Source organism: Variovorax monticola, from assembly GCF_051216855.1.
Classification (GTDB): Bacteria; Pseudomonadota; Gammaproteobacteria; order Burkholderiales; family Burkholderiaceae_C; genus Variovorax.
The window spans coordinates 494,509-518,884 of record NZ_JBPJZP010000007.1; the positions used below are offsets into that span (position 1 = coordinate 494,509).

The 24,376-nt window shown below is 71.3% G+C and carries 12 protein-coding genes; 9 read left to right on the forward strand and 3 right to left on the reverse strand.

The genetic code is table 11. The features are described from left to right. Position 1: 1 nt before the first annotated feature. Together ACSFA5_RS26350 and ACSFA5_RS26355 are read left to right on the forward strand one after the other, a co-directional pair. Complete coding sequence (locus ACSFA5_RS26350; RefSeq protein ID WP_435446998.1) at positions 2–1,708, forward strand: ShlB/FhaC/HecB family hemolysin secretion/activation protein; 1,707 nt, start codon at positions 2–4, stop codon at positions 1,706–1,708. Between the two features lie 2 nt (positions 1,709–1,710). After that, a complete protein-coding gene (locus tag ACSFA5_RS26355; RefSeq protein WP_435446999.1) occupies positions 1,711–7,152 on the forward strand; it encodes a two-partner secretion domain-containing protein in 5,442 nt (1,813 codons plus the stop codon). A 53-nt stretch (positions 7,153–7,205) separates the two neighbouring features. Here the strand turns inward: ACSFA5_RS26355 and ACSFA5_RS26360 are convergent, their stop codons facing one another. From ACSFA5_RS26360 to ACSFA5_RS26370, 3 genes are all read right to left on the reverse strand, one after another. After that, positions 7,206–9,170, reverse strand: a complete 1,965-nt coding sequence (locus tag ACSFA5_RS26360; protein WP_435447000.1) for a hybrid sensor histidine kinase/response regulator — start codon at positions 9,168–9,170, stop codon at positions 7,206–7,208. Next, on the reverse strand, positions 9,167–10,237 hold the full coding sequence (locus tag ACSFA5_RS26365; RefSeq protein ID WP_435447001.1) for an ABC transporter substrate binding protein: 1,071 nt from the start codon (positions 10,235–10,237) through the stop codon (positions 9,167–9,169). The genes ACSFA5_RS26360 and ACSFA5_RS26365 overlap by 4 nt, the downstream gene beginning before the upstream one ends. A gap of 154 nt (positions 10,238–10,391) precedes the next feature. Then, positions 10,392–12,341, reverse strand: a complete 1,950-nt coding sequence (locus ACSFA5_RS26370; protein WP_435447002.1) for an ATP-binding response regulator — start codon at positions 12,339–12,341, stop codon at positions 10,392–10,394. Between the two features lie 161 nt (positions 12,342–12,502). Between ACSFA5_RS26370 and phnD the strand changes: the two genes are divergently transcribed. From phnD to ACSFA5_RS26405, 7 genes are all read left to right on the forward strand, one after another. Continuing rightward, the gene (phnD, locus tag ACSFA5_RS26375; RefSeq protein ID WP_435447003.1) at positions 12,503–13,543 is read left to right on the forward strand and encodes a phosphate/phosphite/phosphonate ABC transporter substrate-binding protein; all 1,041 of its coding nucleotides are present in this window, start codon (positions 12,503–12,505) and stop codon (positions 13,541–13,543) included. Then, on the forward strand, positions 13,540–14,613 hold the full coding sequence (locus tag ACSFA5_RS26380) for a phosphate/phosphite/phosphonate ABC transporter substrate-binding protein (protein ID WP_435447004.1): 1,074 nt from the start codon (positions 13,540–13,542) through the stop codon (positions 14,611–14,613). The genes phnD and ACSFA5_RS26380 overlap by 4 nt, the downstream gene beginning before the upstream one ends. Before the next feature lie 139 nt (positions 14,614–14,752). Further along, on the forward strand, positions 14,753–16,084 hold the full coding sequence (tssK, locus tag ACSFA5_RS26385; protein ID WP_435447005.1) for a type VI secretion system baseplate subunit TssK: 1,332 nt from the start codon (positions 14,753–14,755) through the stop codon (positions 16,082–16,084). 4 nt (positions 16,085–16,088) lie between these two features. After that, positions 16,089–17,426, forward strand: coding sequence for a DotU family type VI secretion system protein (locus tag ACSFA5_RS26390; protein ID WP_435447006.1), 1,338 nt, complete (start codon positions 16,089–16,091; stop codon positions 17,424–17,426). Then, entirely contained in the window at positions 17,423–21,025 is a 3,603-nt protein-coding gene (tssM, locus tag ACSFA5_RS26395; protein WP_435447007.1) for a type VI secretion system membrane subunit TssM, read from the forward strand. The genes ACSFA5_RS26390 and tssM overlap by 4 nt, the downstream gene beginning before the upstream one ends. Continuing rightward, entirely contained in the window at positions 21,022–21,687 is a 666-nt protein-coding gene (gene tagF / locus ACSFA5_RS26400; protein WP_435447008.1) for a type VI secretion system-associated protein TagF, read from the forward strand. Before tssM ends, tagF begins: the two co-directional genes overlap by 4 nt. 742 nt (positions 21,688–22,429) lie before the next feature. Beyond that, positions 22,430–24,376, forward strand: coding sequence for a protein kinase domain-containing protein (locus ACSFA5_RS26405; RefSeq protein WP_435447009.1), 1,947 nt, complete (start codon positions 22,430–22,432; stop codon positions 24,374–24,376).

A 24,376-nucleotide genomic window follows, 5' to 3' on the forward strand; every position in this document is an offset into this window, starting at 1 on the left:
CATGCCTTTCGCTCGCCAACGCCCCACTCCGATCGCCCTTGCGCTCACCGCCCTCGTGGGCGCGACGCTGCTGGTCGCCGCCCCGCGCACGCACGCGGCCGACACCACCGAACTGCTGCCCACGCAAGACCCCTGCGGCACCTGCGACCGGCCGCTCGCGCAGGCCGCCGGCGCCGTGGCGCCGCAAAGCCTGCCCGCGCCGCCGCGTCCCGAGGGCACCTCGTTCAAGCTCAACGACCTGCGGCTCAACGGCGTGAAGGCGCTGGGCAACGAAGAGCTGCAGTCCATCACCGCGCCCTACATCGGCCGCGACGTCACGCTCGGCGACCTCGAGGCGCTGGCCAAGGCCATCACCGCGCGCTACAAGGAGCGCGGCTACTTCCTCGCGCAGGCCGTGGTGCCCGTGCAGACCGTGCGCGACGGCATCGTCGAGATCAGCGTCATCGAAGGCCGCCTGGGCAAGGTCGACGTCGTGGTCGCGCCCGACGCGCCGCTCGGCGAGTCGCGCGTGCGCGGCTTCCTCGCGCCGCTGCAGCCCGGCGAGGCCGTCAACGCGCAGTCCTACGAGCGCGCCATGCTGCTGTTGTCCGACCAGCCCGGCGTCAAGGTGTCGTCCGGCCTGCAGGAAGGCGGGCAGACCGGCACCACCGACCTGTCGGTCGAGGTGGCCGCCGCGCCGCGCTGGGCCTTCACCGCCGAGGCCGACAACCATGGCACCAGGGAGTCGGGCCGCTACCGCGTGGGCGGCACGGCGCGCTGGCTCAGCCCCTTCGGCATCGGCGACAACCTGGACATGCGCGTGATGGTGTCCGACAGCAATGCGCTGCAGTTCGGCCGCATCGCCTACGAGGCGCCCATCGGCACCAGCGGCCTGCGCGCGGGCATCGGGCTGTCGCGCGTGAGCTACGAGCTGGGCGGCCAGTTTGCCGACCTCGATGCGCGCGGGCGCGCCAACGTGCTCGACTTGTCGCTGAGCTATCCGCTCATCCGCCAGCGCCAGCAGAACCTGTTCCTGCGCCTGGGCGTCGACGTGAAAGACCTCACCGACGAACTGCGCGCGGCCGATTTCACCTCGAAGAAGCGCGTCAACGGCCTGAGCCTTGGCTGGACCTGGGAGCGCCGCGACGAGCTGCTGGGCGGCGGCTACTGGGCCAGCTCGGGCACGCTGTACCACGGCAACCTGTCGATCCGCGACCCCGAGAGCCGCGACTTCGACAGCAGCATCACCGGCCACCGGACGGAAGGCGGCTTCACCAAGCTCAGCTTCCAGTTCTCGCGCCTGCAGTCCATCGTGGCGCGCCATTCGCTGTACCTCTCGCTGGGCGGCCAGTGGGCCGGCAAGAACCTCGACGCCTCCGAGAAGCTCGCGCTCGGCGGCGCACGCGCGGTGCGCGCCTACCCTTCGGGCGAGCTGCTGGTCGACCAAGGCCTGATCGGCACTGCCGAGTGGCGCTGGTCCTACAACGAAGAGCTCACGCCCTTCCTGTTCTACGACGCGGCGCACGGAAAGATCGTGCGCAACCCGACGCCCTACGACGGCATCAACAGCCACAGCCTGCGCGGCTACGGCCTGGGCCTGAGCTGGTCGCGCCCGGGCAACTTCTCGATCAACGCGACGCTGGCCTGGCGCGCGGGCACGCCGCCGGCATCGACCGACGGCGGCGGCCGCAACCCGCGGCTCTACGTGCAGCTCATCAAGGCGTTCTGACCATGAAGCAACGCAACCGACCTTTACGCCCGCAGCAGCAGCAGCAGCGCCTGCGGCTGTGCCCCCTTGCGTTCTCGTTGATCTGCGCGGGCGTTGCGCCCGCCATGGCGCAGGTGGTGCTGCCCGGCGGCTTCATGCCGGCGCCCGGCAGCGGCGTCACGATGAGCCAGACCGGCAACGTGATGAACATCCGCCAGCCGATGCAGCGCGGCATTGTCAACTGGCAGACTTTTTCCATCGGCGCGGGCGGCACCGTCGACATCGCGCAACCGAACACGCGCGCCGTGCTGCTCAACCGCGTGGTGGGCGACGGGCTGAGCATCCAGGCCTCGCGCATCGACGGCACGCTGAAAACCTCGCTCATCGGCAACCCCGCCCTGCCGGGCGGCAGCGTGTTCCTCATCAACCCGAGCGGCATCGTGTTCGGCCGCGGCGCCTCGGTGAACGTGGGCGGGCTGGTCGCCTCGACGCTCGACATCGCAGACGAAAAGTTCATGCCCGCCGGCTCGCAGGACAAGGCCTTCGGCCGCAACGAAGAGCTGCTCTTCATGGGGCCCTCCGGCAGCATGGCCCAGGTGAAGGTGGAAGGCGGCGCGGCTATTACCGCCTCGCCCGGCGGCACCATCGCGCTGCTCGGCGGCGTGGTGCGCAACGAGGGCGAGATCAGCGTGGCGCGCGGCTCGGTCGGCCTGGTGTCGGCCAGCAAGGTGACGCTGAACCTCGACTTCGACGGCGACGGGCTCACGACCTTCAAGATCCCGGCGGACGGACAGACCACCTTCAAGCTCGCCCAGCTGCAGCAGGAAGACCCGGCGGCCGTCGCGCAACTGGCCAACGGCGGCAGGGTCGCGGCCGACGGCGGGCGCGTGGTGCTGATGGCGTCCGCGGCCAATGTCGACGCACGCCAGCTGGTGGTGAGCCAGACCGGGGTGATCCAGGCGCGCTCGCTGTCCAGCCGCAACGGCGAGATCGTGCTCGACACCGGCACCTCGGCGAACACCACCAGCGAGATGCGCCTGGGCGGCACGCTCGACGTGAGCGGCAGCGCGGCCGGTGTGGCGGGCGGTTCGGTCACCGCGCGGGGCGACTACATCCGCCTGGCCGGCCTCGGCGTGGACGCCAGCGGCAGCGCGGGCGGCACGGTGTCGGTGAAGGCCGTCGGCGCGCTCGACATGGCGCCGGACGCCACCATCGCGGCCAACGCCACGGGCGCGAACGGCGCGGGCGGCACGGTGGCGCTCGACGCGGCCCGCACGCACGTCTCGGGCGCGATTTCCGCGCGCGGCGCGGGCAGCGGCGCCGGCGGCACCATCGGCACCTCGGGCGGCGCGCTCCAGGTGAGCGCGAGCGCGCGCATCGACGCGGCGGGCGGCGCATCGGGCGCCAACGGCCAGTGGAACGTGGCCGCGCGCAGCGACCTGAACGTCGACGAGGCCGTGCCCGCCTACGACGCGGCCGGCTACGGCAACTTCGCCGGCGGCACGCATGTCAGCGCGAAAGCCTTGGGCGATGCCCTGGGCCGCGCGAGCGACGTCAGGCTGTCCACCGGCTCGGTCGCAGGCGAGGCGCACGACGTGGTGTTCCAGGACAACGTGGCGCTGCTCAAGTCGCAGGGCCGCGACGCGCGCCTCACGGTGGACTCGCTGCGCGACGTGCGCATGAACAATGGTTCGTCGATCGGCTCGACCGCCGGCGCGCTGCACGTCGACTTCGACGCCAACGCGAGCAACAGCGAGCGCGGCGGCGCGGTCCAGCTGGACCGCGCCACCATCGCCACCCACGGCGGCAACATCCGCTTCTACGGCCAGGGCAAGGCGGACACGGGCTACGCCGTGGGCGGCGTCGCCAGCCTCGACGGCAGCCCGTACAGCGGGCGGGCCGGCATCACGGTGACGGACAGCGCGCTCTCGACCTGCGCAGCCGGTGCGGGCGCCGCGTGCGGCGGCACCGGCGCCATCACGCTGCGCGGGCAGGGCGTGAGCCAGCAGACCGGCGAAGACGCCGACTACCGCATCAGCTCCGACGGCGTCGTGCTGCTGGGCAGCGACCTGCGCACCGGCGCGGGCAGCATCGCCATCGACGGCAAGGGCGGCATCGGCGCCAACGGCGTGCGGCTGGGCAGCACCGAGAACCAGGGCACGGCACTGCGCACCGGCACCGGCGACGTGAACATCACCGGCACGTCGCGCAGCTGGACGCCCGACGATGCGGTCGCGGTGTATGCGAGCCGCATCGCCACCAGCACCCTGTCCGCGCCCGATGTGACGATGGCGAACACGGCCGGCGTCTCCATGGGCGCGGTGACCATCGCGGCGGGCGGGCGCGTGGCCATCGACGGCACCGGCAGCGACATCCAGGGCCTGCTGGCGAGCTCGGCCTTCGTCACCTCGGCGGCGGCAGCCAACGGCGGCACCGGCATCGGCTTCGGCCCGGGCGACGGCGTGTCCATCTCGGGCGGCAGCATCTCGGCCGGCAAGGGGCGCGACGTGTCGATCTCGGGCACGGCGGGCGGCGGCGGCTTCGTCGTCAACAACGGCGGCACCGTGGTCCAGGGCCAGGACGCGAGCGCCGTGCAGATCACGATGGAAGCGGGCGAGACGGTGCGCGCCGAGGGCGGCCGCGTGAGCCTGGACGGGCGCGGCGGCGACGTGCGCGTGGCGCGGGTGGCCAGCCGCTTCGAAGGAGAAGGGCCGGGCCTCGCGGCGGCCAGCGCCGGCAATGCCGTGCTCGACGTGTCCAGCACGACCGGGGCCGGCGGCACGGTCTCCATCACCGGGCGCAACGTGCTGGTCGACGACGTGTACGACACGCTGCCGACCATCGACGCGGGCGGCGCCGGGCAGGCCGGGAGCATCGGCATCCAGGCGAGCAAGACCATCGCCATCGGCGGCGACGCCAGCCTGCGGGCCGATGCGAATTCGGCCACCGGCAACGGCGGCACGGTGCGGGTGATCGCGGGCGACACGCTGCGCGCCTACGGCAGCCTGTCGGCGCGCGGCGGCGCCGCCGGGGGCCACGGCGGCAGCATCGAGACCTCGGCGCCGCACTTCGCGCTGCAGGGCCTGCGCGTGGACGCATCGGCGCCCGTGGGCCTGGCCGGCACCTGGACCATCGACCCCTTCAACGTGACCATCGCGCACGGCACCGGCCCCGGCAGCCTGACGGGCAACCCCTTCGCGCCGATGGCCAACTCGACCGTGCAGGACGGCGACATCAGCGCGGCGCTCGACAAGGGCACCAGCGTGACCATCACCACCGGCACCGGCGGCAACGCGGTCGACGGCAACATCACCTTCGACACGCTGGCCGCGATCCAGCGCACGACCGGCGGCGCGCCCGTGACCTTCCAGCTGGACGCGGCGCACAACATCAACGGCGGCGCCACCAACACCATCCAGTCGACCGGCGGCGCGCTCAACGTGGTGTTCAACGCGGGCGTGGGCGGGCAGGGCGGTGCCATCGGTTTCAACGGCACCATCACCACCAACGGCGGCAACGTGACGATGACCGCCGATGCCGGCGCCAGCAGCGGCTCGGCCATTGCGCTGAACGGCACCCGGATCGACACGCGCGTCACGGCGACGGGCGACGCCGGCCCCGGCGGCTCCGTGCAGCTGAACGGCAGGCGCACCCTGCCGAACGGGATCTTCAACACCGTGCCGACGCTGGACCTCACCGGCGTCAGCATCCAGAGCAGCACCGGCGATGTGTCGATCACGGGCATCGGCCAGCACGGCGACGGCGTGCGCATCCAGAACGGCACGGCGCCCAGCCAGATCCTGACGACCAGCGGCGACATCGACATCGTCGGCATCGGCGCCAGCTACACCTACAGCCAGTCGGCGCTGTCGGTGCAGAGCATCGAGATCACCGGCGCCACGGTGATCCGAAGCGTCGACGGCAACATCGCCCTTCGCGGCCTGGTGACACCCGGTCCGCTGGACGCGCCCTCGGGCGGCGTGCTGGTGGCCGGCACCACGCTGCTCACCACGCTGGGCGTGGGCAACATCGACATCGCCGGGGAGTCGCAGGCCAACGGCGCGGGCGTCACCGTGGGCACGGGCGCGCGCGTGGACGGCAACAACAACGTGGTGCTGCGCGCCGCCAACAACGGCACCACCGACGCGCTGGTGCTGGGCGGCGACGTGCGCGCGGGCAACGTGCTGAACCTGCGCCCCGGCGGCGTGGACGCGGCGGGCAACGCGGTCGACCGCACGGCCAACCCCATCACGCTGGGCGGTGCCGCGGCCACCGGCTTCGCGGTGTCGGCCGCCGAGTTCGCGCGGCTCGATGCACCCACCATCGTGGCCGGCAGCAACGCGCACGCGGGCGACATCGCCGTCGTCGGCCCGCTGAGCGTGCCCAACGCGCTCACGCTGCAGAACGGCGCGGGCGGCAACATCCGGCTCGGCGGCGCGGTCACGGCCGCGAAGCTCGGGCTGGTCTCGCGCGGCGACATCACGCAGACGGCCGCCGCGCCGATCGTTGCCGGCACGCTGCTGGCGCGCTCCACCGGCGGCAGCGTGCTGCTCGACCAGGCGCCGAACAACGTCAGCGCCGACACCCTGGGCGGCGGCGCGGCCGGAGCCTTCCGCTATGTCGACGTGGACACGGTGCAGCTGGGCCCGGTGTCGGTCACCGGCTTCGATGCCGCGGGCAATGCGCCGCAGGTCGTGTCGGCCACCTCGATGGCGGCCGACACGGTGTTCGTGCGCACGCTGAGCGGCGACCTGCTGCTGGGCACCGGCGTGAGCACCACCAACGGCGTTGATCTGGTGGCCGGCGCGCGCTTCCAGAACCCCGGCGGCTACACCATCACCGGCGCGCCGTGGCGCGTGTGGGCCGACACCTGGCTGGGCGAGACGCGCGGCGGCCTGCAGGGCTCGGGGCTGTATCCGAACCTGTACCACTGCGCCTACTCGGGCCTGTGCGCGGTGAGCATTCCCGCAGGTGCCAACCACTTCATCTATGCGCAGCAGCCGGTGGCCACGGTGGTGGTCGGCAACGCCAGCCGGCCCTTCGGCTTTCCGAACCCGCTGTTCAGCTACGGCATCGGCGGGCTGATCCTGGGCGACACGGGCGCGGGCTTCGCCGGGTTCCTGTTCTCGCCGGCGCTGCAGTCCAGCCGTCAGGGCGTGTACCCGATCAACGGCGTCTTCACCTCGGCCGAGGGCTATGCGGTCAACGTGGTGCCGGGCAGCCTGTTCGTCGGCGGGCTGCCCAACCTGCCGCGGCCCGACACGCTGCGCGACCTGCCCGCCACCTGGGTGTACGACCGCAACATGGGCCCGCCGCCGATCTGCTTCGCCACCGGCACGCTGGACGGCGACCGCGCGGCGCAGGGCGGCGACGTGCTCGCGCGCGAATGGTCGCGCGTGCGCTCGCGGCCCAACCTGTCGAGCTGCGTGGACACCGAGAAGCGCAACGGCTGCGCCGATTTCTGAGTCGCGCGCGATCTGCCTGCCTGCCTGCCGGGTGACCCCGCTGGGCCCGGCGCTCAGACGCTGTGCGCGTGCCGCCGCGTGGTCAGCAGCGCCCGCAGCTTGGCCGGTGCCACCGGCTTGGTCAGCAGCATCACGCCGCCGTGGCGCAATCGCTGCAGCACCTCGGGCCCCGTCGCGCCCGACACCAGCACGGCGAGCGCGTCGGGCTGCAGGCGCTTGGCGGCGTCGATCACGTCCACACCGTCGCCGTCGCCGGCCAGCTGCAGGTCGCACAGCACCGCGTCGTAGGGGATGTCGCCGGTGCCCATGCGCGCGATGGCTTCCGCGCCGGTGGTCACGCATTCGACCTGGCAGCCCCATTGCGCCAGCAGCGTGCGGCTGCCGTCGAGGATGGCGGGGTCGTCGTCCACCACCAGGCAGCGCAGGCCTGCCAGCGGCGCCGATGCCGGCGGGGGCGGTTCGGGCGGCACCACGTCGGCGGCGCGCGCCGCGGGCAGCGTGAAGGCGAAGGTGCTGCCGGCCTGCAGCGCCGAGCGCACGGTGATGCGCGTGCCCAGCAGCGCCGCGATGCGCGCGCAGATGGCCAGCCCCAGCCCGAAGCCGCGGCGCCGGTCGCGCTCGGTGTTGGCGACCTGGTAGAACTCTTCGAAGATGCGGCCCTGGTGGATGGGCGCGATGCCCACGCCGTTGTCGCGCACCTCGATGCGCACTTCGTCCTGTGCATGCGCCGGCCGACCACCCGCGATGCGCCGTGCCGCCACCAGCACCGTGCCGCCTTCGGGCGCATGGCGCAGCGCATTGGCCACCAGGTTGCCGACGATGCGCTGCAGCATCGCAGCGTCGGTGCGCACGGCCAGGCCGTGGTCGCTCCAGCGCAGCCGCACGCGGGCTTGCGTGGCCGTGGCGGCGTGCTGGGCGTCGAGCTGGTCGAACAAGGCGGCCAGCGACACGTTCGCGATCGAGGGCGTGAGCACCTGCGCGTCGAGCCGCGAAATCTCGAGCAGGTCGTCCAGCAGCACGCCCATGAACTCGGTGCTCTCCTGCAGGCGCAGCACGGCCGGGCGCTGCGCAGGCGAGGCGCCCGGCAGCAGGCCGTCGATGAACAGGCCCATGGCGTGCAGCGGCTGGCGCAGGTCGTGGCTGGCGGCGGCGAGAAAGCGCGCGCGAGAGAGCGCGGCCTGCTCGGCCTCGGCCATGCGCTGCAGCGCGACGGCGGTGGCCTCGCGCACGCGCTCCTCGCTGATCTCGCGGTTGCTTTGCAGGCGCTCGGCCAGCCGGTCGATGTCGTGCGCGAGCGTTGCGAGCTCGTGCGTGCCGGGCGTGCCGCCTTCCACCACACCGCAGCGCACCTCGAAGTGGCCCGACTCCAGCGCCGCCACGGTGCGCGACACGCGCCGCAGCGGCCGCGCCACCGTGCGCGCCATGTGGCGCACCGAGGCCCATGCCGCCAGCAGCGCGACCAGCGCGATGCCGATGCCCGCGAACAGCGAGCGGCTGCGCTCGCGCGTGTAGGCCGTGGTGTCGCGAAAAGTCTGCACCAGGCCGATGGGCGTGTCGCCCGCCGCGGTGGAGCCCGCGGGCGCGAAAGCGCTGGCGCGCGACGCCTCGCGCAGCGTGACCGGCGAGGTGAACATGCGCAGCTGCGCGAGCGACCCGGTCTTGGGCCCGGCCGTGACGTACACGCCAGCGCTGTTGCTGATTTCGACCCGCGTCACCTGCCCGCCGCGCAGCGCCGCATTGGCCACGTTCTGCAGCGCCGGCAGGTCGCCCGCATACAGGCTCAGGTCGGACATGGCCGCCACCTGGCGCGCCACGGCCTGGCCTTCGGCGTCGAACGCGGCTTCCAGGGTCTGCAGGCGGTTGTGCGTGAACCAGCCGGTGAGCGCCAGCGCCACCGCGGCGCACGGCACCACGCCCAGGCGGAACAGGTCGCGCTGCAGGTTGCCGCGCACCACCAGCGTGTGCGCGCCGGCGGTCCCTGCGGACCCCGGGCCTTCGGTGGGCGCGCCGGTGCTCATCGCGGGGCCGCGAGCCGCTCGGTCAGTTCCCGTTCCTCCGGCAGGCGCAGGCCGAGTCCGCGTGCCACGGTGGCGTTGACGCGCACGGTGGCGGGCGTGGCCGCCTCCACCAACGGAGCGTTGTTGTTGCCGTTGCCGGCCGTGGCCGCGCTCGCCACTTTCTGGCCGAGCAGCCGCGCCTGCTGTGCGAGCTGCGACGGCGTGGACACGGCCGCGGCCAGGCCGCCCGAGCGCACCATTCCCTCGCTGGCGCCGAACACCGGCAGGCCGGCACCCGCGCCCGCGCGCAGCACCGACAGCGTGGCCGCCTGGCTGTCGCCGATCAGGTCGGGCAGCACCATCAGCGCGTCGCTCTGCGGCACCACCTGGCGCAGGGCCTTGGCCAGGGACCCGGCATCGGGCGCGTATTCCACGCGCACGTCCCAGGCCGGGCTCGCGCCCTGCGCGGCGCGCTGCAGTTCGCGCACCAGCGGCTCCGACTCGGGCGTGGCCACCACGCCGATGCGGTGCTTCTGCGGCAGCACCGCGTTGATCAGCGCGAGCTGGTCGGCCATGGCCGGGTCGCGCAGCAGCACGCCCACGCGGCGGTCGCCGCGCCGCAGGGCCGGGCTGCTGGCCTTGAGGGTTTCGTAGTCGAGCCGGCTCAGCATCGCCAGCACCAGCGGTTCCTGGCCCGGCCGCTCGACGGCGGCGCGGGCGGCGGCGGGGCCCACCGCCATGGTGAGGGGCGCGTCGGCGGCGGTGCGCAGGCTGCGCGTGCGCACGCCGGCATTGGCCGCGCGTTCGATGTCGGAGCCCACGATTTCCGTGGCAGGCTGCGGCTCGGCGCCGCCGGGGGACAGCCGCACCAGGTCGAACTTGCCGTCCGGTCCCTGGTCCGCGCGCAGCTGCTGCACGAACTCCGACGACGCCGCGGCGTCGTCGCCCATCAGCACCGTGAGGCTGGTGGCCGAGGCGGCGCCGCCCAGGCATGCCGCGCCCACGGCCAGCGCCACGCGCACCGTGTGCGCGGCACGGCGCAGCCTTCCGGCAAAGGGCGACAGGACAGGGTTCAGGGCAACAGGCATGGACTGCTTTCGCAGCGAGGGGCGATGGTCCAATGTACGGACGGGCCCCGCGTCGCGCGATAAGGCAGAGGGCTTATGTCAGGCCCCGCGAGGGCCTGCCCGCGTGATGAATTTCACAGCGCGGCAGCCGCACGGCCTATGTCCGACGGACTACCTACGCCCCTACCTTCGGACCGGCATGCGCGCCGGCAGGCACGACGAGCTGCACGACGGCGACCGCGCCGGCCCCCTGCGCGGCCGCCGCGCGCTGCGCCTGGATGGCCTGGCGCAGCACGCGCGGCGACACCGGCTTGTAGAGCACCGTGATGCCCGCGCTCGCCACTTCGCGCAGCCGGTCGGGCTTGGTCTCGCCCGTCACCAGCAGGCGCGCGGTGTCGGCGCCGATGCCGCGCGGATGGCGCTCCAGGGCCGCAATCACGTCCAGCCCGTTGTCCCCGCCCTGCAGCAGCAGGTCGCTGATGACCACGTCGGGCGGCTGCGCCCAGGTGTCGGCCAGCGCCAGCACCTCGGCGCGGGTCTGCGCGGCCAGCACCTCGGCGCCCCAGTTGGCCAGCACCACGCTCAGGCCTTCGAGGATGGTGCGCTCGTCGTCGATGATGAGGATGCGCACCTGCGCCAGGCTTTCTTCCTCCTCGATGGCGGCCGCCGCGAGCGAGGCGCCCGGCGCGGGCAGCACCGCCTGGGCCGCGCGTACCAGCACCCGCACGCAGGTGCCCTTGTTGAGCGTCGAGCTGAGCGCCACGCGCATGTTCAGCAGCTGCGCGAGCCGCTGCACCGTGGCCAGGCCCAGGCCCATGCCGCGCGCCCCGCGTGCCGCCTGGCGGCCGGTGGGCTCCACCTGGTAGAACTCCTCGAAGACCCGCGCCTGGTGTTGCCTGGCGATGCCCACGCCGGTGTCGGCCACGTCGATGCGCACGCCCTTGCCCCGGCGCCGCGCGCCGATCAGCACGCCGCCCTCGATGGTGTGGCGCAGCGAGTTCGACACCAGGTTGTTCAGGATGCGCGAGAGCATCACGTAGTCGCAGCGCACCCACGCGTCGGTCTTGCGCACCACCAGCCGCAGGCCCTGCTGCTCGGCCATCGATCGAAAGTTGCGGCTGATCTCCTCGAACAGCCGGTCCAGCGGAAAGTCGGTCCACTGCGGCTGCAGCACGCCGGCGTCGAGCTGCGACAGGTTGAGCAGTTCGGAGAACAGCCGGTCGAGCGAATCGACGCATTCGCGGATGTGGCCGATGCGCTGCAGCTTCACCGGGTCGGTCTCGCCGTTGGCCAGGCCGTCGGAGAACAGCGTGAGCGCATGCAGCGGCTGGCGCAGGTCGTGGCTGGCAGCGGCCAGCAGGCGGGTCTTGGCCTGGCTGGCCACTTCGAGCTGCGCGTTCTTGCGGGCCAGCTCGGCCGTGGCCTCGTTGATGCGGCTTTGCAGCAGGCCGCGGCTTTCGGCGAGCGCACGGGCGGCCTGGTTGAAGCCGTGCTGCAGGTGGCGCACCTCGGACGTGCCCTCGATGGCCACGCTGGCGTCTTCGCCCGCGCCCAGGCGGTCGACCGCCTCGCCCAGCGCGCGGATAGGCTCGCTGATGCGCCGCGCCGCCCACCAGCCCGCCAGGCCCACGCCCACCAGGCTGATGGCCAGCACCAGCCCCACGTTGAGCCACACCGAGCGCCGCGCGCCCTGCACGGCGGCCAGACTCATCTCGACCATCACCTGGCCGGTGTGCACGCCGCTGTCGCTCACGATGGGCACCACCACCTGCAGGCCCTCGCCACGCGCGCGGTCCACCGTCTCGGAGTTGGCGACGATCTCGCCGTCCTCCGTCCAGATCTGCACCTGCTGCACGTTCGGCTGGTAAGTGCCCGACTGGGCGGTGCGCTGCAGCGCGCGGCGGTCCATGCGCGCCAGCGGGGCCTGCGCCACCGTGGCCACCTGCATCGCCACCGTCTGCGCGTTGGCGCGCATCAGCTCCGTGAGATTGCCCAGGTGTTGCCGCGTCAGCACGGCGATGGCCGCCAGCGTGGCCAGCGTCGCGGGCACCAGCGCCAGCAGGATCAGCTGCTGCGCGAAGGTGAGGCGGGCCAGGCCGCGCAGGACGCGGAAGTTCCAGTTCATGGGGGCAGTGCAGGCATGGGTGCCGAGCTTAGGGGGGTTCCCTGTCACAGGGAAGACATGAAAACATCACCGAAGAAGTTTGCATTTGTTATCTAATTGCAGCCGCTCTGACTTTGCCCGGTCCCGGCAGCCGTCGGGTTCCTGGGTCTTCCGGTTCAAAAATGCAGCCTTTCGCGCGCCGCTTCACCGATGCCCTGCGCACCCCGCGCAAGGCCATGCTCGCGCTGCTGCTGTGGCTGGCTGTTCCGCTGTGGGCCGGGGCGCAGGCGGGTGCGGCCGACACCGCCGTGCGCTTCGGCATCCTCCCGCTCGGCGGTGCGTTCGAGTCGCGCAGCGACTGGGACCCGCTGCTGGCCGAGCTCAGCCGCGCCATCCGCCGCCCGGTGAGCGTGTTGTCGGTCAACTCGTACGAGGCGCTGGAGCAGGCCATCCAGCGCGACGAGGTCGACATGGCCTTCCTGTCGGGAAAGATGGCGCTCGACGCCGTGACCCAGCGCCGCATGAAAGTGGTGGCGCAGGTGGTGCGCCACGACGGCCTGCCCGGCTACCGCGCGCTGCTGCTGGCGCGCAAGACGCCGCCGCTGAACACGCTCAAGGGCCTGCTGGCGCAGCCGGAGAACTGGCGCCTGGCGCGCGGCGAGAAGCAGTCGGTGTCGGGCTTCATCGTGCCGCAGCTGCAGCTTTTCTTGCCGAACCACATCGCCATGGAGACGCGCTTCCAGAGCGAGCTCGTCGGCACGCACCAGACCACCGCGCTGGCCGTGGCCAACAGCGAGGCCGACGTGGCCACCAACAACACCGCCGACTTCGAACGCTTCAGGCTGCGCTTTCCGGCCGAGGCCGAGCGGCTGCAGGTGCTGTGGGAGTCGGAGCTGATTCCGCATGCGCAGATCGTGGTGCGGCGCGAGTACCCGCTCGATCTGCGCAAGGCCCTGCAGGCCTTCCTGACCGGCTACGGCCGCGCCAAGGGCCCGCGCGGCGACGCCGAGCGCGTGGTGCTCAAGTCGCTGCACGACCTGGCCGGCTTCGTGGCGGCCGACAACAGCTCGCTGCAGCCCGCTGCCAAGCTGGCCTACCAGCTGGCGCGGCAGAACGCCATGACCGCGCAATGGGTGAACGACGCCGCCCGCGAGGCGCGCCTGCAGCGCATCGACAGCGGCTATGCGCAGCAGGTCGGCGTGCTGCAGGACGTGTCGCCTTGACGAAGACCGCATCGCGTCTGCGCGCGGGGCTGCCGGCGCTGGCGGCGCTGGCGGTGATGTGGGCCGGCATGTCGAGCGCCATGGCGCAGGGCGCCGGCGGCGCGCAGGAGAAAGCCGAAAAAGCCGAAAAATCTGCGCCGGCCTCCACCCGGCTGATCCGCTTCGGCGTGCTGCCGCTGGGCGGCACCGTCGAGTCGCGTGCGCTGTGGACGCCGCTCATGGCCGACATGAGCCGCGCCCTGGGCATTCCGGTGAGCGCCTATTCGGTGCCGTCGTACGAGGAGCTCGACCGCGCCATCGGCCGCGACGAGATCGACATGGCCTTCCTGTCGGCCAAGATGGCGCTGGACGCCGTGATGCAGCGGCGCATGAAGGTGGTGGCGCAGATCGCGCGGCACCCCAGCGTGCCCGAGCACCGCGCCGTGCTGCTGGCGCGCAAGGCGGGCCCGCTGAACACCATCGAAGGCATGCTCGCGCAGCCCGAGAAATGGCGGCTCGCGCGCGGCGACAGCCGCTCGGTCACCGGCTTCATCGTGCCGCAGAGCCAGCTCTTCCTGCCGAACCGCATCGAGATGGAGACGCGTTTTCGCAGCGAATTCGTCGGCACGCACCAGGCCACCGCGCTGGCCGTGGCCAACGGCGACGCCGACGTGGCCACCAACAACACCACCGACTTCGAGCGCTTCCGCCAGCAGTTCCCGGTGGAGGCCGAGCGGCTGCAGGTCATCTGGCAATCGGAGCCGCCGCCCGGCGCGCCGATGGTGGTGCGGCGCAACTACCCGCCCGAGTTCCAGGCGAAGCTGCAGAACTTCCTGACCGGCTACGGCAAGGGCAAGGGCGCGCGCGCCGATGCCGAGCGCAAGGTGCTGGAGACCCTGCGCGCGGCCTACGGCTATGTGGCGGCCGACGACAGCGCGCTGCTGCCCGAGGCGCGGCTGGAGTACCAGCTGGGCAAGCAGCGCGCCATGGCTGCTGCGTGGGTCAACGACGCGGCGCGCGAGCAGCGGCTGCAGCGCATCGAGAAGGTCTATGTGCAGCAGGTCGAGGCACTGCGCGGCACGCCCCCCTGACGACCGAAGCGCGCTTCCTACTCCCTTCGCCGTAGCTCCAAACCCCCCCGCCTAGACCTTTAGGCGGATTTGCCTCCTGCCCCCCGCGCCGGAAACTTCGTGTTTCTTTTCAGGCACCCTTGCCGTTGACGGAGTGCGGATGAGTTGGCGAACCAAAGTGGTCTGGAGCGAGGGGATGCTGCTGCAGCCTCAGCACCTGCAGCAAAGCGAGCGTCACGGCGACCATGCGCGGCATGTGCTGTTGCGCTCGACCACCCCTTGCGCCTGGGGCTTTGCCGAGCTCGAGATCGACACCGCCGCGCTCACGCTGGGCAAGCTGGCGCTGGTGCGCGCCGTCGGCATCTTCGGCGACGGCACGGTGTTCGACATGCCGGCGGTCGATCCGCTGCCCGAGCCCATCGACATTTCCCCTTCCATGCGCGACGAGGTCGTGGTGCTGGCACTGCCGCTGCGCCGCGCCGGCGCGCGCGAGGCCGACGCCGAAGACTACGAAGAGCTGGTGCGCCACCGCGTGCTCGAGTCGGAGGTGCCCGACTCCAACACCGCCGGCGAGCGCACCGCGATGCTGCAGCTCGGCCAGCTCCACACGCGCCTGATGCGCGCGGGCGAAGCCACCGACGCCTGGACCACGCTGGGCGTGGTGCGCGTGGTGGAGCGCCGCGTCGACAACCAGGTGCAGCTCGAGCGCGCCATGCTGCCGCCGCTGCTCGACGTGGCCGGCCACGCGGTCCTGCGCGCCTGGCTCGACGAACTGCTGGGGCTGCTGCGCCAACGCGGCGAGGCGCTGGCCGGACGCATGACGCAGGGCGGCACCGGCGGCGTGGCCGAGATCGCCGACTTCATGCTGCTGCAGGCCGTGAACCGCAACGAAGCCGTGTTCGCGCACCTGGCCCAAAGCGCCATGCTGCACCCGGAACGCTTCTTCGCGCAGGCGCTGGCGCTGGCCGGCGACCTGTCGAGCTTTCGCGACTCGCGCCGCGTGGCGCGCTTCGGCCCCTACATCCACGACGACCTGGCGCTGAGCTTCCGCCCGGTCATGGACGACCTGCGCCGCAGCCTGTCGATGGTGCTGGAGCAGTCGGCCATCCGCATCGACCTGCACGACCGCAAGCACGGCGTGCGCGTGGCGGTGGTCACCGACGTGGAGCTGCAGCGCAACGCCACCTTCGTGCTGGCGGTGAATGCGCACATGCCCAGCGAAGCCCTGCGCGCGCGCTTCCCCACGCAGGTGAAGATCGGCCCGGTCGAGCGCATCCGCGACCTGGTGAACCTCGCGCTGCCGGGCGTCACGCTGATGCCGATGCCCGTGGCGCCGCGGCAGATTCCGTTCCACGCGGGCGCCAGCTACTTCGAGCTCGACACGCGCAACAGCGACCTGTGGCGCCAGCTGGAGCAGTCGGGCGGCATCGCGATGCACATCGCGGGCGACTTCCCCGGCCTGGACCTGGCCTTCTGGGCAATACGGGCATGACCCCATGAGCACACCTCCCGATCCCTTCGCGGCCTTCGAATCCGAGCGCACGGTCATCAAGCCCAAGCCGCGCACGCCGGGCGGCATGCCGGGCGCACCGGCACCGGCGCCCGCGCCGTTCTTCGGCGGTGCCGACCCGACGCCCGCCGCCGAAGTCGGCGAGCTCGGCCTGCTCAATCCACTGGTCTCCGCCGCCGGCAAATTGCTGGTGCTCATCGGCAAACTGCGCAACCTTGCGCAGCCGCCGAACGTGCCGGCGTTGCGTGCGTCCACCGCCGACGCGGTCAACCAGTTCGACGCCGGCGCGCGCCGCGCGGGCGTGGGCAACGAATCGGTGCTGGCCGCGCGCTATGTGCTGTGCACCGCGCTCGACGAAGCCGTGGCCAACACCCCGTGGGGCGTGCAGGCCGGCTGGAACAAGCAGAGCCTGCTGGTGCAGTTCCACAACGAGACCTGGGGCGGCGAAAAGGTGTTCCAGCTGCTGGCCAAGCTCGCGCAGGACGTGCCCACGCACCGCCAGTTGCTGGAGCTGATCTACAGCGTGCTCGCGCTCGGCTTCGAAGGCCGCTACCGCGTGGTCGACAACGGCCGCGCGCAACTCGACTCGGTGCGCCAGCGCCTGGCCGACCTGATCGCCAAAGACCGTCCCGCCGTGGAGCCCGAGCTCTCGCCGCACTGGCGCGGGCAGGGCGCGGGCACGGTGCGCCTGCGCGAGTCGCTGCCGCTGTGGGTGTTCGCGGCCGGCTTCGCGCTGCTGCTGGCGTTCGCGTGGTTCGGCCTGCGGCTCACGCTGAACTACCGCTCCGACACGACGTATGCCGCGGTGTCCGGCCTGCGCGCGCCCAACCTGCAGATCGCGCCGCCTGCGCTGCCGGCGAAGACGCCGCGCCTGGCGCGCTTTCTGGAGCCCGAGATCAAGCAGGGCCTGGTCACGGTGACCGACGAGGCCGACCGCAGCGTGGTGCGCCTGCGCGGCGACTCGTTCTTCGGCTCCGGCAGCGCCGAGCCCATGTCGCAGTCGCTGCCCGTGCTGCGCCGCATCGGCCAGGCGCTGGCCGAGGTGAAGGGCGAGGTGCTGATCACCGGCCACTCCGACAACCAGCCGATCCGCTCGCTGCGCTACCCGTCGAACTGGCACCTGTCGGCCGCGCGCGCCGATGCGGTGAAGGGCGCGCTCACCACGCTGGTCGACCCCGCGCGCATGCGCTCCGACGGCAAGGCCGACGCCGAGCCGGTGGCCGCCAACGACACCCCTGCCAACCGCGCGAAGAACCGCCGCGTCGACATCGTGCTGCTGAGCGAGCCCGACCGTGTTGCTGCCTCCAACGGAGCGACGAAATGATCAAGAAAATCTTCGGCTTCCTGTTCAGCCCGTTGCTGCTCACGCTGCTGGCGTTGCTGGTCGTCGCGGTGCTGGTGTGGTGGATCGGGCCGCTGGTGAAGATCGGCTCGCTCGCGCCGCTGGAAAGCGAAACGGTGCGCGCCGTCGTCATCGGCGTCATCGTGCTGGTCGTGGTGCTGCGCGCGCTGTACCGCCGCTGGCGCGCGCGCCGTGCGAGCCGGCACCTGACAGACGGGCTGATGAAGGCGCCCGCCGCCAGGACGGGCGCTCCCGTCGATGGTGAGCAGCAGATTCTCGACACCCGCTTCAGCGAAGCCGTCGCCACGCTCAAGCAGATGCGCATGCACGCCGCCGGCAAGAAGCCGGGCTGGCGCGACTGGATGTCGATCTCGGGCGGCAGCTACCTGTACGACCTGCCGTGGTACGTGTTCATCGGCGCGCCCGGCGCGGGCAAGACCACCGCGCTCGTCAACTCGGGCCTTTCGTTTCCGCTGGCCGAGAAGTTCGGCCCCGGCGCCATCCGCGGCGTGGGCGGCACGCGCAACTGCGACTGGTGGTTCACCGACGAGGCCGTGCTCATCGACACCGCGGGCCGCTACACCACGCAGGACAGCCACCAGTCGGAAGACAAGAGCGCGTGGGAAGGCTTCCTGGGCCTGCTGAAGAAGGCGCGCCCGCGCCGGCCGCTGAACGGCGTGTTCCTGACCGTGAGCGTGGCGGACCTGCTGAGCCAGGGCCCGGAGGCGCGCACCCAGCTCGCGGCCTCGATTCGCGCGCGCCTGCTGGAGCTCGACAGCAAGCTCACCACCCGCCTGCCGGTGTACGTGCTGGTCACCAAGAGCGATTTGCTCTACGGCTTCACCGACTACTTCGACGACCTCGGCAAGGAGCAGCGCGCGCAGGTCTTCGGCTTCACGCTGCCGGCCACGGAGAACGTGCAGCTGGAAGAGAAGGGCCTGTCCGAGGCCTTCCAGCGCGAGTTCGCGCTGCTGCACAACCGCGTGAACGACGGCCTCATCGCGCGCATGCAGCGCGAGACCGACGGCACGCGCCGCGCGGCCATCTTCGGCTTTCCGGCGCAGTTCGGCTCCATCGGCTCGCTGCTGTCCGACCTGCTCGACCAGGTGTTCACCGGCTCGCGCTTCGCGCAGCCGCCGTGGGTGCGCGGCGTGTACTTCACCAGCGGCACGCAGGAGGGCAGCCCGATCGACCGCGTCATGGGCAGCCTGGCGCGCAGCTTCGGCATCGAGCGCGCGATGCTCGCGCCGCAAAAGAGCAGCGGGCGCAGCTACTTCCTCACCGCGCTGCTGCGCGAGGTGGTGTTTCCCGAGCAGCGACTGGCCGGCGCCGACGTGAAGCTGGAGCGCCGCCGCCACACGCTGCGCGTGGCCGGCGTCACCGCGATGACGCTGCTCACCGTGGGCCTGCTCGCGGCCTGGGGCTACAGCACGCTGCAGAACCTCAATTACCTGAAGTCGGTCGAGGCCCGCGTCGAGCCTGCCAGGCAGAACCTGGCCGCGCTGCCCGCGCGCGTGCAGAACCTGGTCGAGGTCGCGCCGGTGCTGCAGAGCCTGCGCGACATCTGGAAGACGCCCGACAACCGCCAGGGCGACGAGCCGTTGTCGATGACGCTGGGCCTCTACCAGGGCGACAAGCTCGACGCCGCCGCCATGCTCACGCACCAGCGCGCGCTGAACGACGCCTTCCTGCCGCAGATCGCCAAGCGCATCGAGGACCAGCTGCGCACCGCGCAGAAAGACAACCTCGAGTTCACCTACGAGGCGCTCAAGAGCTACCTGATGCTCTACCAGCCCGAGCACTTCGACCCTGAGGCGCTGAAGGCCTGGATCACGCTCGACTGGTCGCGCAACCTGGACCGCGGCATTCCCGAGGACCAGCGCAAGGCGCTGGAAGACCAGCTCGACGTGCTCATCGCCCAGGGCCCGCCGCGCTCGCCGCTCAAGATGGACGAGAACCTGGTGCGCAGCGTGCGCGCCGTGCTCGCCAGCTACCCGCTGGAGCAGCGCGTGTTCAGCCGCCTGAAGCGCCAGCGCGCCACCAAGGACATTCCGGGCTTCAGCGTGGCCACGGCCACCGGCCCCTCGGGCCCCCTGGTGTTCGAGCGCATCAGCGGCAAGCCGCTGACCGAGGGCGTGCCGGGCATGTTCACCTACGACGGTTATCACAAGCGCTTTCAGAACGAGGTGACGGTGCTCACCGGCCTGCTGGCCAACGAAGACCCGTGGGTGCTGGGGCAGGACCGCAGCGCCGCCGACCGCCTGCGCGACGTGGCCGCGCTCGGCGCGCTGACCGACCGCGTGCGCCGCCTGTACCTGGAGGAGTACGTCAAGCAGTGGGAAGCGCTGCTGGCCGACGTGCGCCTGATCCGCGCCACCGGCCTGGAGAAGAACATCGAGACCGCGCGCATTCTTTCGGGCGTCGATTCCCCGCTTGCGAACTTCCTGCGCGCGGTGGTCAGGCAGACCACGCTCATTCCCGCGGCCGATGCCGGCAAGGACGTGGTCAGCAAGGCGACCGAGACGGTGCGCAACACCCGCAAGGGCCTGGAAGACCTGTTCGGCAGCGACCCCGGCCGCCAGGTGGCACCGGGCAGGCGCATCGAGAGCATCGTGGACGACCGCTTCGAGCCGCTGCGCCGCCTCGTCACGGCCGGCGGCCCCAACCAGCCCGCGCCCATCGACGACGCGCTCAAGCTCTTCAACGAGGTGTACGTGTACCTCAACGCGGTCGACACGGCCGTGAAGGGCCGCACCTCGCCGCCGCCCGGCGACGTGGCCGGCAAGCTCAAGTCCGACGCGGGCCGGCTGCCAGAGCCCGTGCGCTCGATGGTCGAGAACCTGAGCCAGTCGGGCGCCGCGCAGGCGCAGACCGCCGAGCGCGGCAACCTGAGCCAGGACCTGCGCCCCGTGGCCGAGTTCTGCGCGCGCGCCATCGCGGGCCGCTACCCCTTCGTGGGCACCAGCAAGCGCGACGTGCTGCCCGAAGACTTCGGCCAGATGTTCGGCCCCGGCGGCCTGATGGACGACTTCTTCCAGAAGCGCCTGGCCGCGCTGGTCGACACCAGCACCAAGCCCTGGCGCTACAAGCCCGTGGCCGAGCGCGGCGCCGTCACCACGCAGGCGCTGGCGCAGTTCGAGCGGGCGGCGCGCATCAAGGACATCTTCTTTCGCGGCGGCGGGCGCGGGCCTGCGATGCGGCTGGACTTCAAGCCGGTGGAGATGGACGCGGGCATCACGCAGTTCATCCTCGACGTCGACGGCCAGCTCGTGAAGTACGCGCACGGCCCGGTGGTGCCGATGGCCGTGCAGTGGCCGGGGCCCAAGGGCAGCAACCAGGTGCGCATCCAGGTGAGCCCGCCGTCGGCCACCGGCAGTTCGGGTTCGGCGGTGGACGGGCCGTGGGCGCTGTTCCGTGCGCTGGACGACGGGCAGCTGGAAGCGGGGGATGCGCCGGAGAAGTTCTTCATCACCTTCCAGGTGGGGGCGCGCAAGACGCGCTTCGAGGTGACGACGAACAGCGTGCAGCATCCGATTCGCTTGCGTGAGCTGCGGGAGTTTTCTTGTCCGGAGGGGCTGTGAACTTGGCCTCTTCTTCTTTTTCTTCTTCTTCTTCGCTCTTCGTTTCGGCGGAGCTGCCCGGGTGGTACGGCAAGTTGCCGGGCATGGGGGACTTTGCGCACCGGCGCTTGCCCGAGTCGTTTCGCTCGGTGTGGGACGCGTGGCTGCAGCGCGGGTTGGCGCGGCTGCGGGATCGGCATGCGGACTGGACGGAGCGGTATCTGGAGGCGCCTGTCTGGTGCTTTGCTTTGGGGCCCCTGGTGGTTGGCGAGCGCGCTTGGATCGGGGTGCTGATGCCTTCGGTGGATGGGGTGGGGCGGTACTTTCCTTTCACGCTGGCTGTGGAGCTGGATGCGGCGGTGGGGGAGTCGCTTCAGGGTGAGGTGCTGGGCGTTGCGCTGCGGTGGTGGTTTCTTGCTGCACGGGCTGCGTTGGAAGGGCTCGAAGGGGATCTGGATGGGGTGCGGTTCGATGCTGTGCTGCAGAGGTTGTTTGTTGCTGCCGAGGCTTCTGAAGCCTTGAAGAGCAGCGTTGAGTTTGTTGCTTTGCCTGCTGCTGGGGATTCTGTTTGGTTGGGGGATCCTTCGGGTGTCGATGGGGTTCGGATGGGTTGTGCCGGGTTGCCTTTGGGGGCGGAGTTCGATGGGCTGTTCCTCGGCTTTGGGGGGGAGGGGTCTAGATGACGGGCTGTCTTCGTTTTTGCTTTCGAGGCCGGGTCTCGCCCCGGCGGGCGACCTACTTTTCTTTGCTTCGCCAAAGAAAGGTAGGCAAAAGAAAGGCGACCCCACTGGCTGCGACCCTCCGCTGCGCTACGGGCAACCTGCGGTGCTCGCGTTTCGCGGGGTCTCGCAGAACTCGCTGCGCTCAAACAGCTGCGAGCCCTCATCCGCGAAACGCTCCGCTCCTCGGCGCAGCCAGAGGGGAGGGAACCACACGGGCCATCGCTGCGCTCGGCACCGGAGTTGCCAACAGCCTTCAGCACCGGCACCAGCACCAGCACCAGCACCAGCACCAGCACCAGCATCAGCATCAGCATCAGCACCAGCACCAGCATCAGCATCAGCATCAGCATCAGTGCGAGCACCCTCGATACCAACCGTTGCAGGCGCAAAGCGCCTGCAACGGCTTGGTGGCCGAGCGAAGCGATGGCCTGTGTGGTTTGCAGATCCCCTCTGGCTGCGCCGAGGAGCGGAGCGTTTCGCGGATGAGGGCTCGCCCTTGTTTGAGCGAAGCGAGTTTGGGCGAGACCCCGCGAAACGTGAGCACCGCAGGTTGCCCGCAGCGAAGCGGAGGGTCGCAGCCAGTGGGGTCGCCTTTTCTTTGGCAACTTTCTTTTGGCGAAGCAAAAGAAAGTAGCTCGCCCGCCGGGGCGAGACCCGGCCCCGGGAAGCAAAGCCAAGCCAACGCCCAAAAAGGAGCCAGTCGATGACCGACTCCAACAAGCAAGACGACCGCACCCGAGTAGTGCCCCGGCCGGCGCAGCCCATAACCACGTCGAGCGACACATCCGCCACAGTCATCACAGCCGGCACCCCCACCAGCATCCCAGGCAGCCAGCAAGCAAACACAAGCCACGACGCAGGCCTCCTCCCCGTAGGCAGCCGCCTCGCAGAATTCGAAGTCACCAAAGTCATAGGCCAGGGCGGCTTCGGCGTCGTCTACGAAGCCTGGGACCACACGCTGGAACGCGTCGTAGCCATCAAGGAATACCTCCCGACGTCGTTGTCCACAAGACAGCACGACGGCACAGTCGCCCCCCTGTCGGAAAGACACAGGGAAACCTTCGACCTCGGCATGCGCAGCTTCATCAACGAAGCCCGCCTGCTCGCCCAGTTCGACCATCCGTCGCTGCTCAAGGTCTACCGCTTCTGGCAGGAGAAGGGCACCACCTACATGGTCATGCCCTTCTACCGCGGCGACACGCTCAGGGAGGCCCTGGTCGCCATCCCGGCCGGCGTGGACGAGGCCTGGCTCATCCGCATCATGGACGGCGTCACGCAGGCGCTGGCGGTGATGCACAACGCCAACTGCTACCACCGCGACATCGCGCCCGACAACATCATCCTGCTCGAAGGCTCGGGCCGCCCGGTGGTGCTCGACTTCGGCGCCGCGCGCCGCGTGATCACCGACAAGACGCAGGCCATCACCGTCATCCTCAAGCCCGGCTACGCACCCATCGAGCAGTACGCCGAGATGCCCGAGATGTCGCAGGGCGCGTGGACCGACGTGTACGCGCTCGCGGCCGTGATGCACGTGGCCGTATGCGGCCGCGCGCCGCCACCCTCCGTGGCGCGCCTGCTGTCCGACAGCTACGTGCCGCTCGCGGGCAACGAGATCCTGCGCCAGCGCTACAGCCTGGGCCTGCTGCAGGCGATCGACGCGGGCCTGGGCGTGCGGCCCGAGCAACGGCCGCAGTCGATGGCCGAGCTGCGCGAAGCGCTCGCCCTCGACGCGGGCCACAGCATCGCGCCGACACCGCGCACGCAGCCGCCGCGCCACACCGGCGCGACGAACGCCGAAGCCGCGACCGTCATCGCCGGCGGCAACAAGGCCATCAGCAAGGCGGGCGGAAAGACGCCGCCGCCGGCACCTGCGCCCGCAAGCAGCAACAGCAACGCAGGCAAGAAGGGCAACAAGACGATCGCAGCGCTCGCATCGGTCGCCGTCCTCGCGGCGGCAGCCGGCGGCGGCTGGTGGTGGCTGCAGGGGCGCGCGGGCGGTGGTGCGGACGCCAGCGGCGGCAAGCCGACCGTCGCCGTCACGCCGCCGCAGCAGCAGCAACAGCAACCCGACACCAAGGTCGCCGAAGCCCCGCCACCTCCAGCGCCACCACCACCTCCCCCGCCGACACCGCGCACGCCCACCGAATCGCTGCAGTCCCTCGCGGCCGGCGCCGCGGCGGGCTTCGACGTGACGGCCGCGCCGAAGAAGCCCGAGGTCGCCATCGGCAAGGACCGCCTGGCCTTCGAGGTGCGCAGCAAGCGCGAGGGCTTCGTGTACGTGTTCCTGCTGTCCAGCGGCGGCGAGATGTTCCTGCTGTTCCCCAACCTGCTGGACAAGTACAACAAGATCGCCGCCGGCGGCGCGCTCTCGCTGCCGCGCGCCTCGTGGCCGATGGACGCGGGCGGGCCGGCCGGCACCGACCAGTTCGCGGTGCTGGTGAGCGAGCACGAGCGCGACTTCAGCGCCGCGGGCGTGCGCAACGACGGCGTGTTTCCGGTGTTCCCGCTGCCGGTGCTCGCCGCGCTGGAGGCCGCGCGCGGCACCGGTCCGTCACCGCTGCTGGGCAAGCCCGTGTGCGGGCCTGGCGCGCCGGGCGCCCCATGCAACGACGTGTACGGCGTCGCGAATTTCAAAATCGTCGAGAAGTAA

Excerpts from the sequence above, each read along its gene's own strand:
- ACSFA5_RS26350 (WP_435446998.1), top strand. The coding sequence starts at position 2 with ATGCCTTTCGCTCGCCAACGCCCCACTCCGATCGCCCTTGCGCTCACC.
- ACSFA5_RS26355 (WP_435446999.1), top strand. The coding sequence starts at position 1,711 with ATGAAGCAACGCAACCGACCTTTACGCCCGCAGCAGCAGCAGCAGCGC.
- ACSFA5_RS26360 (WP_435447000.1), bottom strand. The coding sequence starts at position 9,170 with ATGAGCACCGGCGCGCCCACCGAAGGCCCGGGGTCCGCAGGGACCGCC.
- ACSFA5_RS26365 (WP_435447001.1), bottom strand. The coding sequence starts at position 10,237 with ATGCCTGTTGCCCTGAACCCTGTCCTGTCGCCCTTTGCCGGAAGGCTG.
- ACSFA5_RS26370 (WP_435447002.1), bottom strand. The coding sequence starts at position 12,341 with ATGAACTGGAACTTCCGCGTCCTGCGCGGCCTGGCCCGCCTCACCTTC.
- phnD (WP_435447003.1), top strand. The coding sequence starts at position 12,503 with ATGCAGCCTTTCGCGCGCCGCTTCACCGATGCCCTGCGCACCCCGCGC.
- tssK (WP_435447005.1), top strand. The coding sequence starts at position 14,753 with ATGAGTTGGCGAACCAAAGTGGTCTGGAGCGAGGGGATGCTGCTGCAG.
- ACSFA5_RS26390 (WP_435447006.1), top strand. The coding sequence starts at position 16,089 with ATGAGCACACCTCCCGATCCCTTCGCGGCCTTCGAATCCGAGCGCACG.
- tssM (WP_435447007.1), top strand. The coding sequence starts at position 17,423 with ATGATCAAGAAAATCTTCGGCTTCCTGTTCAGCCCGTTGCTGCTCACG.
- ACSFA5_RS26405 (WP_435447009.1), top strand. The coding sequence starts at position 22,430 with ATGACCGACTCCAACAAGCAAGACGACCGCACCCGAGTAGTGCCCCGG.